This is a genomic window from Pseudomonas sp. AP3_22 TE3818, assembly GCF_053628995.1.
Window position 1 is genome coordinate 1,431,717 of sequence record NZ_JBRJHL010000001.1, and the last position, 13,437, is coordinate 1,445,153.

The 13,437-nt window shown below is 58.5% G+C and carries 16 protein-coding genes and 1 tRNA gene; 14 read left to right on the forward strand and 3 right to left on the reverse strand.

Going from position 1 to position 13,437, the window contains the following annotated elements; translation table 11 throughout:
• The first annotated feature begins 142 nt into the window (after positions 1 to 142).
• The 14 genes from ruvC to nadA all read left to right on the forward strand — a co-directional run bounded on the left by ruvC (position 143) and on the right by nadA (position 10,958).
• Entirely contained in the window at positions 143 to 667 is a 525-nt protein-coding gene (gene ruvC, locus AB7M25_RS06670; protein ID WP_429389454.1) for a crossover junction endodeoxyribonuclease RuvC, read from the forward strand.
• Between the two features lie 114 nt (positions 668 to 781).
• Positions 782 to 1,390: a Holliday junction branch migration protein RuvA gene (gene ruvA / locus AB7M25_RS06675; RefSeq protein WP_007995640.1), complete on the forward strand. Its 609-nt coding sequence runs from the start codon at positions 782 to 784 to the stop codon at positions 1,388 to 1,390.
• Positions 1,391 to 2,452: a Holliday junction branch migration DNA helicase RuvB gene (ruvB, locus tag AB7M25_RS06680; protein WP_429389456.1), complete on the forward strand. Its 1,062-nt coding sequence runs from the start codon at positions 1,391 to 1,393 to the stop codon at positions 2,450 to 2,452. It begins immediately after the preceding gene.
• Positions 2,453 to 2,579: 127 nt separating this feature from the next.
• Positions 2,580 to 3,047, forward strand: coding sequence for a tol-pal system-associated acyl-CoA thioesterase (gene ybgC, locus AB7M25_RS06685; RefSeq protein WP_007990726.1), 468 nt, complete (start codon positions 2,580 to 2,582; stop codon positions 3,045 to 3,047).
• Positions 3,037 to 3,732, forward strand: coding sequence for a protein TolQ (gene tolQ / locus AB7M25_RS06690; RefSeq protein WP_007995636.1), 696 nt, complete (start codon positions 3,037 to 3,039; stop codon positions 3,730 to 3,732). Before ybgC ends, tolQ begins: the two co-directional genes overlap by 11 nt.
• 23 nt (positions 3,733 to 3,755) lie before the next feature.
• Positions 3,756 to 4,208, forward strand: coding sequence for a protein TolR (gene tolR, locus AB7M25_RS06695; protein WP_162130292.1), 453 nt, complete (start codon positions 3,756 to 3,758; stop codon positions 4,206 to 4,208).
• Positions 4,208 to 5,287 (forward strand): cell envelope integrity protein TolA, encoded by a 1,080-nt coding sequence (gene tolA / locus AB7M25_RS06700; RefSeq protein WP_085714504.1) that lies wholly within the window; start codon positions 4,208 to 4,210, stop codon positions 5,285 to 5,287. Before tolR ends, tolA begins: the two co-directional genes overlap by 1 nt.
• Before the next feature lie 17 nt (positions 5,288 to 5,304).
• Positions 5,305 to 6,585, forward strand: coding sequence for a Tol-Pal system beta propeller repeat protein TolB (gene tolB / locus AB7M25_RS06705; RefSeq protein ID WP_429389463.1), 1,281 nt, complete (start codon positions 5,305 to 5,307; stop codon positions 6,583 to 6,585).
• Positions 6,586 to 6,637: 52 nt separating this feature from the next.
• The gene (gene pal, locus AB7M25_RS06710) at positions 6,638 to 7,135 is read left to right on the forward strand and encodes a peptidoglycan-associated lipoprotein Pal (protein ID WP_003178634.1); all 498 of its coding nucleotides are present in this window, start codon (positions 6,638 to 6,640) and stop codon (positions 7,133 to 7,135) included.
• A 6-nt stretch (positions 7,136 to 7,141) separates the two neighbouring features.
• Entirely contained in the window at positions 7,142 to 7,981 is an 840-nt protein-coding gene (gene ybgF, locus AB7M25_RS06715; RefSeq protein WP_102698372.1) for a tol-pal system protein YbgF, read from the forward strand.
• 167 nt (positions 7,982 to 8,148) lie between these two features.
• A complete protein-coding gene (gene queE, locus AB7M25_RS06720; RefSeq protein ID WP_007977310.1) occupies positions 8,149 to 8,796 on the forward strand; it encodes a 7-carboxy-7-deazaguanine synthase QueE in 648 nt (215 codons plus the stop codon).
• Position 8,797: 1 nt separating this feature from the next.
• Positions 8,798 to 9,490 (forward strand): 7-cyano-7-deazaguanine synthase QueC, encoded by a 693-nt coding sequence (gene queC, locus AB7M25_RS06725; RefSeq protein ID WP_429389459.1) that lies wholly within the window; start codon positions 8,798 to 8,800, stop codon positions 9,488 to 9,490.
• 63 nt (positions 9,491 to 9,553) lie between these two features.
• Positions 9,554 to 9,629: transfer RNA gene (locus AB7M25_RS06730), tRNA-Lys, on the forward strand.
• A gap of 270 nt (positions 9,630 to 9,899) precedes the next feature.
• The gene (gene nadA / locus AB7M25_RS06735) at positions 9,900 to 10,958 is read left to right on the forward strand and encodes a quinolinate synthase NadA (protein ID WP_007995624.1); all 1,059 of its coding nucleotides are present in this window, start codon (positions 9,900 to 9,902) and stop codon (positions 10,956 to 10,958) included.
• 136 nt (positions 10,959 to 11,094) lie between these two features.
• On the opposite strand, the gene AB7M25_RS06740 is transcribed toward nadA, so the two are convergent.
• The 3 genes from AB7M25_RS06740 to gcvT form a co-directional block, all read right to left on the reverse strand.
• Entirely contained in the window at positions 11,095 to 11,583 is a 489-nt protein-coding gene (locus tag AB7M25_RS06740; protein ID WP_218500701.1) for an RDD family protein, read from the reverse strand.
• A gap of 94 nt (positions 11,584 to 11,677) precedes the next feature.
• A complete protein-coding gene (locus AB7M25_RS06745) occupies positions 11,678 to 11,890 on the reverse strand; it encodes a cold-shock protein (RefSeq protein WP_007977299.1) in 213 nt (70 codons plus the stop codon).
• Between the two features lie 402 nt (positions 11,891 to 12,292).
• Complete coding sequence (gene gcvT, locus AB7M25_RS06750; RefSeq protein WP_429519747.1) at positions 12,293 to 13,417, reverse strand: glycine cleavage system aminomethyltransferase GcvT; 1,125 nt, start codon at positions 13,415 to 13,417, stop codon at positions 12,293 to 12,295.
• Between the last annotated feature and the right edge of the window lie 20 nt (positions 13,418 to 13,437).

The following is a 13,437-nucleotide window of genomic DNA, read 5'->3' on the forward strand; positions in this document are numbered from 1 at the left end:
ATGTGGGAGCGGGCTTGCTCGCGAAAGCGGTTTAATATTCAGCAACGATGTTGTCTGATAGTCCGCATTCGCGAGCAAGCCCGCTCCCACATTTATTATTCGCTGAGCTGAAGATCGTGTTCTTTCTTATCCCGCAGGCGTTATGACTTTAATTCTTGGTATCGACCCCGGTTCGCGCATCACCGGTTACGGTGTGGTTCGTGATACCGGTCGTGGCTGCGAGTACGTCGCCTCCGGTTGTATCCGCACCGGTGCTGGCGAGCTGCCTGAGCGACTGCAGATTGTCTATCGCGGGGTGCGGGAAATCATTCAGACCTACCATCCGGTGACCATGGGGATCGAAAAGGTGTTCATGGCCCGTAACGCCGATTCCGCCCTGAAACTGGGGCAGGCCCGTGGCGCTGCGATCGTGGCAGGTGCCGAGGAAAACCTGGAAATTGCCGAATACAGCGCAACCCAGGTCAAGCAGGCGGTGGTCGGCACCGGTGCGGCCAACAAGGAACAGGTGCAGATGATGGTCATGCACATGCTCAAGCTGACCAGCAAGCCGCAGATCGATGCTTCGGACGCCCTGGCCATTGCCATTTGCCATGCTCATACCCGCTCCAGTCTGCTGCCCCATGGTCTCGGGGCGGCACGCAGTCGTGGCGGGCGCCTGCGTCTCTGATAGCATCAGCAATCATTTTCATGGGGTGAGGGCGTTTCGCCTGGGTTGTCGGCGCTACTCCCTTGCTCTATCAGTCGCTGGCCCAGAGCTGGCCAACGCTCAAGGATTTGTAACGTGATTGGACGTTTGCGCGGCACCCTGGCTGAGAAGCAGCCTCCACACTTGATTCTGGATGTAAACGGCCTGGGTTATGAACTCGAAGTGCCGATGACGACCCTTTATCGCTTGCCGTCGGTCGGTGAGCCGCTGACGTTGCACACTCATTTGGTCGTGCGTGAAGACGCACAGTTACTCTATGGTTTTGTCGGCAAACGTGAGCGCGATTTTTTCCGCGAGTTGATCCGCCTCAATGGTGTCGGGCCGAAATTGGCGCTGGCCTTGATGTCGAGCCTGGAAGTCGACGAACTGGTTCGTTGCGTACAGTCCCAGGACACTTCGGCGCTGACCAAGGTGCCAGGTGTGGGCAAGAAAACCGCCGAGCGTTTGCTGGTGGAACTCAAGGATCGCTTCAAGGCCTGGGAAACCGTACCGGCCATGTTCGCCCTGGTGCCGAACCAGCCGGATGGACCGGCTCCGGTGAACACTGCTGAAAATGACGCCGTCAGCGCCTTGATCTCCCTTGGCTACAAGCCGCAGGAAGCGAGCAAGGCTGTGTCTGCGATCAAGGAGAAAGGTTTGAGCAGTGAAGACATGATCCGTCGCGCCTTGAAGGGAATGATCTAAGTGATTGAAGCTGATCGTCTGATCGCTGCCACGCACAGTCCGCGTGAGCGCGAAGAAGTCCAGGACCGTGCCATTCGCCCGGTCAGCCTGGCGGAATACATTGGCCAGCCAACCGTTCGCGAGCAGATGGAGTTGTTCATTCAGGCGGCTCGCGGTCGTAACGAGTCCCTGGATCACACGCTGATCTTCGGGCCGCCGGGCTTGGGCAAGACCACCCTCGCCAACATCATCGCCCAGGAAATGGGGGTGTCGATCAAGAGCACTTCGGGGCCGGTGCTGGAGCGTCCGGGTGATCTCGCAGCGCTGTTGACCAACCTTGAGCCTCACGATGTGCTGTTCATCGACGAAATTCATCGCCTGTCGCCCATCGTTGAAGAAGTGCTGTACCCGGCCATGGAGGACTTCCAGCTCGACATCATGATCGGTGAAGGTCCGGCCGCGCGGTCGATCAAGCTGGATCTGCCGCCGTTCACTCTGGTTGGCGCAACGACCCGGGCCGGGATGCTGACGAACCCGTTGCGTGACCGTTTCGGCATCGTTCAGCGTCTTGAGTTCTATAACAACGCCGACCTTGCGACCATCGTCAGTCGTTCGGCGAGCATCCTCGGTTTGCCGCTTGACCCGGAAGGCGCGTTTGAGATCGCCCGCCGTGCCCGTGGCACGCCCCGGATTGCCAACCGACTGTTGCGCCGGGTGCGTGATTTTGCCGAAGTTCGCGCCAAGGGGCATATCACCAAGCCGATTGCCGACCTGGCGCTGAACCTGCTGGACGTCGACGAACGCGGCTTCGATCACCAGGACCGGCGTCTGTTGCTGACCATGATCGAGAAGTTCGATGGCGGGCCGGTCGGGGTCGACAGTCTCGCCGCCGCCATCAGCGAAGAGCGTCACACCATTGAAGACGTGCTTGAGCCTTACCTGATCCAGCAGGGTTACATCATGCGCACGCCAAGGGGGCGAGTGGTGACGCGGCATGCCTATCTGCATTTCGGTTTAAACATTCCGTCACGATTGGGCGAAATGCCCGTGGCAGACGAGTGTCTCGGTGCCAGTGACGATTAATTAACATTGCGTGCTGATTTTTTCAGGCAATGTAGGGTCCCAGCACCGTACTTTCGCAAGAAAGCCGCAGATCAATGAAAAACAGTTGCCTGGCCGGATTGGCAACCTGAGGAGTAAGCACTAGAGTATGCGCGCGCAAAACGGGCTTGAGCCATTCGCACATCGTTGTCGCGTTTATTACGAGGACACCGATGCGGGCGGCATCGTGTATTACGTCAATTACCTCAAGTTTATGGAACGGGCTCGAACCGAGCGGCTGCGAGACCTGGGCTTTGCCCAATCGCAACTGGCAGGGGAGGACCTGTTGTTCGTCGTGCATTCCAGCGAAGCGCGCTACCACGCGCCGGCGCGACTGGACGACGAACTGCTGGTAAGCGCTGAAGTAATCGAATTGAACCGTGCCAGCCTGCGCTTCAAGCAGCAGGTCAGGCGGGCAACGGATAATGTGCTGCTCTGCGAAGGGCAGTTTCTGGTGGCCTGTGTGCGCACTGAAAGTTTGAAACCCCGGGCCATTCCCGAAGCTCTACGAGCGGCCTTTGCCGACGTGAGCGGCGCGGGTACACACTCAAAGCAGGAGATAAAGCGTGGAAGCTAACGTCGTCGACCATTCCTCCATGTGGAGCCTGGTCAGCAATGCCAGTATCGTGGTGCAACTGGTAATGCTGACCCTGGTAGCCGCATCGGTGACCTCGTGGATCATGATCTTTCAGCGCAGCAACTTGCTGCGCGCCGGTCGACGTGCCCTGGAGAGCTTTGAAGAGCGCTTCTGGTCGGGTATCGACCTGTCCAAGCTGTACCGCCAGGCGGGCAGCAACCCGGACCCCGATTCGGGTGTCGAGCAAATCTTCCGTGCCGGTTTCAAGGAGTTCTCCCGCCTGCGCCAGCAGCCAGGCGTTGACCCGGAAGCGGTCATGGAAGGCGTGGCCCGTGCCATGCGCGTTGCGATTTCCCGCGAAGAAGAAAAGCTCGAGCAGAGCCTGCCCTTCCTCGCCACTGTTGGTTCCGTCAGCCCCTACATCGGTCTGTTCGGTACCGTCTGGGGGATCATGAACTCCTTCCGTGGCCTGGCCACCGCCCAGCAAGCGACCTTGGCCACTGTAGCCCCGGGTATCGCCGAAGCACTGATCGCCACGGCCATCGGCCTGTTCGCGGCCATTCCAGCCGTTATCGCTTACAACCGTTTTGCTGCTCGCAGCGAAACCCTGCTGGGCCGCTACTACACCTTCGCCGACGAGTTCCAGGCGATCCTGCACCGCAAAGTGCACACCAGCGAAGAATAAGCAGGTAATTCCCAATGGCTTTAATCGCTCGAGCTCGCAAAAAGCGCAAGCCGGTCGCCGAGATGAACGTGGTGCCCTACATCGACGTGATGTTGGTGCTGCTGGTCATCTTCATGGTGACCGCGCCGATGCTCAATCAGGGCGTGAAAGTTGATCTGCCCAAGGTTTCCAGCGAAGCCTTGCCGCAGGACAACAACACCCAGGTCCTGACCATTTCCATCAAATCCGACAAGACCTACTACTGGAACCTCGGCAGCGAAGTCGACACGGACAAGCAGCAGGACCGGGCCATGACGTTGCCGCAGATGACTGACGCCGTGACCAAGATCATTCGCGTCGGCAATGAAAACGGCAAGCACACCCAGGTCTTCATTCGTGGCGACAAATCCGTCGATTACGGTTCCGTCATGGGGGCCATGGGCGGGTTGCAGAAAGCCGGGGTCGGGAATGTTGGCTTGATTACCGAGGCGCCCTGATGCAGCAACAGCGAGAGCCGTCCGCCTCGGAAAGCTACTTCTGGCCTAGTGTCTGGGCGATTGGCTTGCACGTGCTGGTGTTCGGCATGTTGTTCGTCAGTTTTGCCTTTACCCCGGAGCTGCCGCCGGCCAAGCCGATTGTCCAGGCGACCTTGTACCAACTGAAATCGAAAAGTCGGGCGACCACCCAGACCAATCAGAAGATTGCCGGTGAGGCGCAGAAATCTGCTGCGCGTCAGACCGAAGTCGAGCAGATGGAGCAGAAAAAGGTCGAGCAGGAAGCGGTGAAGGCTGCGGAACAAAAGAAAGAAGAGGCGGCTCAAAAGGCCGAGGAAGCCAAGAAGGCCGACGAGGCGAAGAAAGCGGACGAGGCGAAAAAGGCTGATGAAGCCAAGAAAGCCGACGACGCGAAGAAAGCCGCGGAAGCCAAGAAGGCAGAAGAGAAACAATTGGCTGATATAGCCAAGAAGAAAGCTGAAGAAGAAGCCAAGAAGGCGGCTGAAGAAGAGGCCAAGAAAGCGGCCGCTGAAGAAGCCAAGAAGAAGATCGTCGAAGACGCGAAGAAGAAAGCCGCGGAAGACGCCAAGAAGAAAGCCGAGGCTGAAGAGGCGAAGAAGAAAGTCGCCGAGGAAGCGAAGAAGAAAGCTGCTGCCGATGCTGCGAAGAAGAAATCGCAGGACGCGGCGCGTAAATCCGCCGAAGACAAAAAGGCTCAGGCCCTGGCAGATTTGCTTTCCGACACGCCGCAGCGTCAGCAGGCCTTGGCCGATGAGCAGGGTGACGAAGTCGCCGGCAGTTTCGATGACCTGATTCGTGCGCGTGCAGCGGAAGGCTGGGCTCGTCCACCTTCGGCACGCAAAGGCATGACGGTCGTGTTGCAAATCGGCATGTTGCCGGACGGTACGGTGACTTCGGTCAGCGTGTCCAGGTCCAGTGGCGACGGTCCGTTTGACGCTTCGGCCGTTGCAGCAGTGAAGAATATTGGACGTTTGACAGAAATGCAGGGAATGAAGCCGAGTGATTTCGCTCCGTATCGTTCATTCAAGATGACATTCACACCTGAGGATCTAGCCTTGTGAGAAACCTTCTTCGAGGAATGCTGATCGCTATCTGCTGCATGGCAGGGATGGCGATGGCAGATGAGAAAAACATTCTGGTTACCAGCGGCAGCGATCGGGCGACCCCGATCGCCGTTGTACCGTTCGGCTTCCAGGGCGGTAGCGTGCTGCCGGACGACATGGCGGAAATCATCGGTAACGACCTGCGCAACTCGGGTTACTACTCGCCGATTCCAAAGCAGAACATGATCAGCCAGCCGAGCCAGGCCGGCGAAATCATCTTCCGTGACTTCAAGGCACTGGGTGCCCAGTACGTCATGGTCGGCAGCATTGTTCCGGCGGGCGGTCGCCTGCAGGTGCAATATGCACTGTTCAACGTAGCCACCGAGCAGCAAGTGCTGACCGGCAGCGTGTCGGGCGGTGTCGATCAGTTGCGCGACATGGCGCACTACATCTCTGACCAGTCGTTCGAAAAACTCACGGGTATCAAGGGTGCCTTCTCGACTCGCCTGCTGTACGTAACGGCCGAGCGTTTCTCCGAGAACAACACTCGCTACACCCTGCAGCGTTCGGACTACGACGGTGCCCGCGCCGTGACCCTGCTGCAATCGCGTGAGCCGATCCTGTCGCCGCGTTTCGCACCGGATGGCAAGCGCATCGCTTATGTCTCGTTCGAGCAGAAGCGTCCGCGTATCTTCATGCAGAATATCGACACCGGTCGCCGTGAGCAGATCACCAACTTCGAAGGCCTGAACGGTGCACCTGCCTGGTCGCCGGATGGCAATCGCCTGGCGTTCGTGCTGTCCAAGGACGGCAACCCGGACATCTATGTGATGAACCTGGGCTCGCGTCAGATCAGCCGCGTCACCAACGGTCCTGGTATCAACACCGAACCGTTCTGGGGCAAGGATGGCTCGACCATCTACTTCACTTCCGACCGTGGCGGCAAACCGCAGATCTACAAGACCAGCGCCGGTGGCGGCGGTGCCGAACGGGTGACTTTCGTCGGCAACTACAACGCCAACCCTAAATTGTCGGCTGATGAAAAGACGCTTGTCATGATTCACCGTCAGGATGGCTTCACCAATTTCAAGGTGGCGGCCCAGGATTTGCAGCGCGGTAGTGTAAAAATCCTCACTGATAGCACTCTGGACGAGTCGCCTACTGTCGCGCCCAACGGCACCATGGTAATCTACGCCACCCGCCAGCAGGGCCGGGGAGTCTTGATGCTCGTGTCCATCAATGGACGCGTAAGGCTCCCGCTTCCTACCGCACAAGGCGAAGTCAGAGAACCTTCCTGGTCCCCTTACCTGAACTGACGCGGCGCTATACGTTTTACTTAACACACTGGGGTTCATTAGGAGTTTCACGATGGAAATGCTGAAGTTTGGTAAATTTGCTGCGCTGGCACTGGCCATGGCTGTAGCTGTAGGTTGCTCGTCCAAAGGCGGCGACAATGCCGGTGAAGGCGCGGTAGATCCAAACGCTGGTTACGGCGCAAACACTGGTGCAGTTGACGGCTCCCTGAGCGAAGAAGCTGCACTGCGCGCTATCACCACTTTCTACTTCGAATACGACAGCTCGGACCTGAAGCCAGAAGCCATGCGCGCTCTGGACGTTCACGCCAAAGACCTGAAAGCAAACGGCGCTCGCGTTGTTCTGGAAGGCAACACCGACGAACGTGGTACTCGTGAGTACAACATGGCACTGGGCGAGCGTCGTGCGAAAGCCGTTCAGCGCTACCTGGTACTGCAAGGTGTTTCCCCAGCTCAGCTGGAACTGGTTTCCTACGGCGAAGAGCGTCCAGTTGCTACCGGCAACGACGAGCAGTCCTGGGCTCAAAACCGTCGCGTCGAACTGCGTAAGTAATTCGTCATGCGAACGTGCCGTCGTGCTGTAACTGTTCTGGCTCTCAGCCTCGCGCCGCTTGCGGCGTGGGCTGCGGTTCCTGTGGTCGATAATGACTCCGGCTATAACAATAGCGGGAGCAGTTATCCGCCTGCAGGTTACGGTACGAACGGCGCCTATGCCGGGGGAGGGGTTTCGACCCCTGTCTCGGCACAGGGTCAGCTGTTCAACCAACTGCAACAAATGCAGGAGCAGATCTCGCGCCAACAGGGTGTGATCGAAGAACTGCAAAATGATGTAGCGCGCATGAAGCAGGAAAACCTGGAGCGATACCAGGATCTTGATCGGCGCATAGGAACCGGCGTTGCACCAGCCGCGACTCCTGAAAATTCTTCCACCGGTGGCGAAACGAACGCCCCCGGTGCGGCCGCAGGTGCAGCAGCTGGCGCAGCCGCCGCTCAAGCACCTGCCGCGGGTAGCGAACCGGCAGATCCGGCGAAGGAAAAGCTCTATTACGATGCTGCCTTCGACCTGATCAAGGCCAAGGATTTCGACAAGGCCAGCCAGGCTTTCGCCGCATTCCTGCGCAAATACCCGAACAGTCAGTACGCGGGCAACGCCCAGTACTGGCTGGGCGAAGTGAACCTGGCCAAAGGCGATCTGCAAGGTGCAGGTCAGGCGTTTGCCAAGGTTTCGCAGCTGTATCCCAAGCACGCCAAGGTGCCTGATTCGCTGTACAAGCTCGCTGATGTAGAGCGCCGTCTCGGTCATACCGACCGGGTCAAAGGCATTCTGCAGCAGGTCGTGTCCCAGTATCCGGGCACTTCCGCTGCTCAGCTGGCGCAGCGTGATCTGCAGAAAATGTAAGGCGGCTTGAGCCGTTTCAAAGAAACCCGCGCTTGTCGCGGGTTTTTTCGTTAGAATTCTCCCCCTTTTTTCTGAAACACGCTTTTTGGGATCTGCGCATTGCCGGGGTTCCTTGAAGTGCCTGACGGAGGCGGACAGCCTGTTTAGCTGTTACGCCCGTGGCGACTATGCAAGACACATTGAGAATCACCGAAGTTTTCTACTCGTTGCAGGGTGAAACTCGGACTGCCGGCCTGCCCACTGTTTTTGTGCGCCTGACCGGTTGCCCGTTGCGTTGCCAATACTGCGACAGCGCCTACGCGTTCACCGGCGGAACCATTCGTACCCTCGACGACATCCTCGAGCAGGTCGCCGGTTTCCGCCCGCGTTATGTCTGTGTCACGGGCGGCGAGCCCCTGGCGCAACCCAACGCCATTCCCTTGCTCAAGCGCTTGTGCGACGCCGGTTACGAAGTGTCACTGGAAACCAGTGGCTCTATCGATATCTCGCCGGTAGATTCCCGGGTCAGTCGCGTTGTCGACCTGAAAACCCCGGGTTCGAAGGAAGCGCACCGCAATCGCTACGAAAACATCGAGCTGCTCACGCCCAACGATCAGGTGAAATTTGTCATCTGTTCGCGGGAGGACTATGACTGGTCCGTTTCCAAACTGATCCAGTACGGTCTGGACCAGCGCGCCGGCGAAGTCCTGTTCTCGCCAAGCCACCATGATCTCAATGCCCGGGACCTGGCGGACTGGGTGGTGGCGGACAACCTGCCAGTGCGTTTGCAATTGCAGCTGCATAAATATCTATGGAATGACGAGCCGGGGCGCTGAAATGACTGAAGAACTCAACACTGCTGAAAAACGTGCGGTCATCCTGCTGTCCGGTGGCCTCGACTCGGCGACCGTGGTCGCCATGGCGCGCGCCGAAGGCTACAGCTGCTACACCATGAGCTTCGACTACGGTCAGCGCTCTCACGCCGAACTGCACGCCGCCGAGCGCGTGGCGCGGGATCTGGGGGTGGTCGAGCACAAGGTGATCGGCCTGAACCTGAACGGCATGGGCGGCTCGGCGCTGACCGACCGCAGCATCGATATACCGGAAGAGCTGGGTGAGGGCATTCCTGTCACTTATGTGCCTGCGCGTAACACGGTGTTCCTGTCCCTGGCCCTGGGCTGGGCTGAAGTGCTCGGTGCGCGGGACATCTTCATTGGCGTCAATGCGGTGGATTACTCCGGCTACCCGGACTGCCGTCCCGAGTTCATCGAGTCGTTCGAGCGCATGGCCAACCTGGCAACCAAAGCCGGCGTGGAAGGCAATGGCTTCCGCATCCAGGCACCGCTGCAAAACCTCAGCAAGGCGCAGATCGTCCAGGCGGGCGTGAAGCTTGGCGTGAACTACGGGCTGACCGTTTCCTGCTATCAGGCCGACGATGATGGCCGTGCGTGCGGCAAATGCGACAGCTGCCGACTGCGCGCAGAAGGCTTTGCGGCGGCCGGAATCAGCGATCCAACACCTTATTTTTGATTTTTTTCAAAATAGGTGTTGAATAGTCCTTAAAAATCAGTATTATACGCGCCACCACACAGCGGGTCGTTAGCTCAGTTGGTAGAGCAGTTGGCTTTTAACCAATTGGTCGTAGGTTCGAATCCCACACGACCCACCATTTTTAGCAGTTTTAAAAGTCTGGAAGGCCCACGCAAGTGAGGATTTCCGGATTTTTTTTTGCCTGCGATTCAAGTCCGCCTCGCTCCGGGCTGCTGCGCAAGGCGCAGGTCAGAATCATCTTTTGCATCTGTCGGATATTCTGTAGCCTTGCGCAGCTTCAACGCTGTCCGTGCCTGATGAATACTCACTTTCCCGGCGGTACCCTGAAGGGTCCGGAGCCGGGTGTATACTCGACTTTCGCGCGAATGCGCTTGCAGGTCTTGCGAACATGACGCAAATATCCGAACGCCTTCTGGTTCAAGCCCACCTCGACGCCAAGCAGCCCAAACCGCTGACCGCCGATGAAGAGGCTTACTACCGTGCCGCCATCGCTGCCGAGCTCAAGGCTCAGGACGCGGTGCTGGTGGCCCACTTCTATTGTGACCCTGTCATTCAGGCGCTGGCCGAAGAGACGGGGGGCTGTGTCTCCGACTCGCTGGAGATGGCCCGCTTCGGCAACGCCCATCCGGCCAAGACCGTGGTCGTCGCCGGCGTGAAGTTCATGGGGGAGACTGCCAAGATCCTCAATCCGGAAAAACGCGTGCTGATGCCGACCCTCGAAGCGACCTGTTCGCTCGACCTGGGGTGCCCGGTGGACGAGTTCTCCGCGTTCTGCGATCAGCACCCGGAGCGCACGGTCGTGGTGTACGCCAACACTTCCGCAGCGGTAAAAGCCCGCGCGGATTGGGTGGTGACTTCAAGCTGTGCGCTGGAAATCGTCGAAAGCCTGATGGACAACGGCGAGACCATCATCTGGGGGCCGGACAAGCACCTGGGTACCTACATCCAGCGTCAGACCGGTGCCGACATGCTGCTGTGGGACGGTGCCTGCATCGTTCACGAAGAGTTCAAGTCCAAGCAGCTTGAAGACATGAAGGCGCTGTACCCGGATGCGGCGATCCTGGTGCACCCGGAGTCGCCGACGTCGGTGATTGAACTGGCCGACGCCGTGGGCTCCACCAGCCAGTTGATCGCGGCGGCACAGAGCCTGCCGAACAAGACGCTGATCGTTGCCACTGACCGCGGCATCTTCTACAAGATGCAGCAGCTGTGCCCGGACAAGGTCTTTATCGAAGCTCCGACGGCGGGTAACGGCGCGGCGTGCCGCAGTTGTGCACATTGCCCGTGGATGGCCATGAACACCCTTGAGCGTACGCTCAAGGCGTTGAAAGAAGGCGCGAACGAGATCTTTGTCGATCCGGCGCTGATCCCGCAGGCGATTCGACCGCTCAAGCGGATGCTGGACTTTACCCAGGCGGCGCGGATGAAACTGGCCGGGAACGCCTGAAGTTTATCAGGCAGGTCGCAATAAACTGTGGGAGCGGGCTTGCTCGCGAAGGCGTAGTGTCAGGCAACATTGATATCGGCTGACACACCGCTTTCGCGAGCAAGCCCGCTCCCACAGTGATTTTTGCCGACCCCGATTATTTGGTCTTCTTCGGAATCCGCACCAGTTGCGTGTTGGAATACATGTCATGCCAACTGCGTTGCTGTTTGTCGAACAGCGACCAGAAGAACCCAAGGCCAACACACAGCAAGGACGCAATCGACACCACAAAGCGCAACAGCGCCTGCCACAGGCTGATGGACGAGCCGTCGGCGTTCTGGACACGAATGCACCAGACCTGCATGCCCAGGGTCTGACCCGACCAGGTCCAGAATTTCGCGAAGAAGCCGAACAGTACGAACAGCAGGACTGTGGAGAGCAGGGGGTCGCCGTCCAGCGCGCCGGCTTCGGTCAGGGTGCGCATCCTTTCTTCGCCGATGATCGCCATCTGGATCATCTTGTAGATGCCGCTGGTGACGATCAGCAGGGCGGTGCACAGGAGGAAATCATAGAACATGGCTGCCAGACGACGACCCAGGCCAGCGGCAGGAAAGTCGCCCTGGGGAGTAAGCAGGTGTTTCGACATGGCAGGCACTCGGCGAAAAAGAAGCCATTTTACGGATTTACGCGCACAAAAAAGCCCCTGATGTCAGCATCAGGGGCTTTTTCGTTACAGAAGATTAGGCTTCTGCTTGTACTTCGTCAGCCTGCATGCCTTTCTGGCCCTGCACGGCGATGAAAGTCACTTTCTGGCCTTCTTTCAGGCTCTTGAAGCCGTTGCCCTGGATGGCGCGGAAATGCACGAACAGATCCGGACCGCTTTCAGGAGTGATAAAACCAAAACCTTTCTCGTCGTTAAACCACTTGACGGTACCGCTCTGACGTTGGGACATTTCTTATTTCCTTTGACGCAAAAATTAATGACAGTCTCTTTCTCATGAAAGAGTACTGGGGCTGGTTGCAGGAGAGTAAGAAGACGTCGAACGGGATGTAGCTAACTTGTAGGCTACTGCCCAGGTCACGATTCCAAGCGACCCATGCAAACACAGTGAACAAACTCTACGCCAACTACGGGAGAAAAAACAAGCCCTGTGAAGGCCCCGTATTTCCTTAGGTTGATGGCAAAGTCAGTCCACTAGTGGGGCCTTATACGCTAGCGCTGTTCAAATGTTTTCGATCGTTATAAGCAAAGTTCATAATCGAAGCTTAGAGCCAAACAATGCACTATTTTATGGCGGTTGCGTTACACATTAGTGCACAGTTAACGCAATCGCGTTACTTATAGGAACATTCAATCAGCCGCGATAGTAGCGTTGTGGAACAAATGGCATTTTGCTTACAAGCAAAGGCACCTTTTTCCCACGCACAATCGCCCAGACGGGTGTGTCCAGTGCGATATAGGCGCTGTCGACATAACCCATGGCCAGTGGCCCGCCCAGAGTCGGTCCGAAACCGCCGCTGCAGACGCTACCGATGATGTCGCCGGCTTCGTTGACGATCTCGGCACCCTCGCGCACCGGCGTGCGTTCCTGCGGTAACAGGCCGACGCGTTTGCGGCTGACACCTGCCTGTTGCTGGGCGAACACGGTTTCGGCGCCAGGGAAGCCGCCGGCCCGTGCGCCATCGGCGCGACGTGGCTTGGAGATCGCCCACAGCAGGCTCGCTTCGATCGGGGTAGTCTCGGTGTTCATGTCATGCCCGTACAGGCACAAGCCCGCCTCAAGGCGCAGGGAGTCGCGGGCGCCGAGGCCGATGGCGGCCACTTCCGGTTCGGCCAGCAGGGCCCGAGCCAGTGCTTCGGCGTTGGCGGCGGGGACGGAAATTTCGAAACCGTCTTCGCCGGTGTAGCCTGAGCGGCTGACAAAACAGTCCACGCCCAGCAGCTTCACGCGGGCGAACTGCATGAAGGTCATCTTCGCAACTTCCGGGGCCAGGCGTGCCAGCACGGTCACTGCAGCCGGGCCTTGCAGGGCAAGCAGGGCACGTTCTTCGAACAACGGCTCGATCGTGCACTGCTCACCGATGTGCTTGCGCAGGTGGGCCAGGTCCTGATCCTTGCAAGCGGCGTTGACCACCAGGAACAGTTCGTCGTTGCCCAGGTTGGCGACCATCAGGTCATCGAGGATGCCGCCTGTCGCATTGGTGAACATCGCGTAACGCTGCATGCCCACCGGCAGGTCGATGATGTCCACCGGCACCAGGGTTTCCAGGGCCTTGGCGGCATCGGCGCCGGTCAGGCGGATCTGGCCCATGTGCGAGACATCGAACAGCCCGGCCTGGTCGCGGGTGTGCTGGTGTTCTTTCATCACGCCCAGCGGGTATTGAACCGGCATGTCATAGCCGGCGAACGGCACCATGCGCGCGCCGAGTTCGATGTGCAGTGCGTGCAACGGGGTTTTCAACAGTTGTTCGGTGGACATATTCAGCTCCTGAAGAAGGG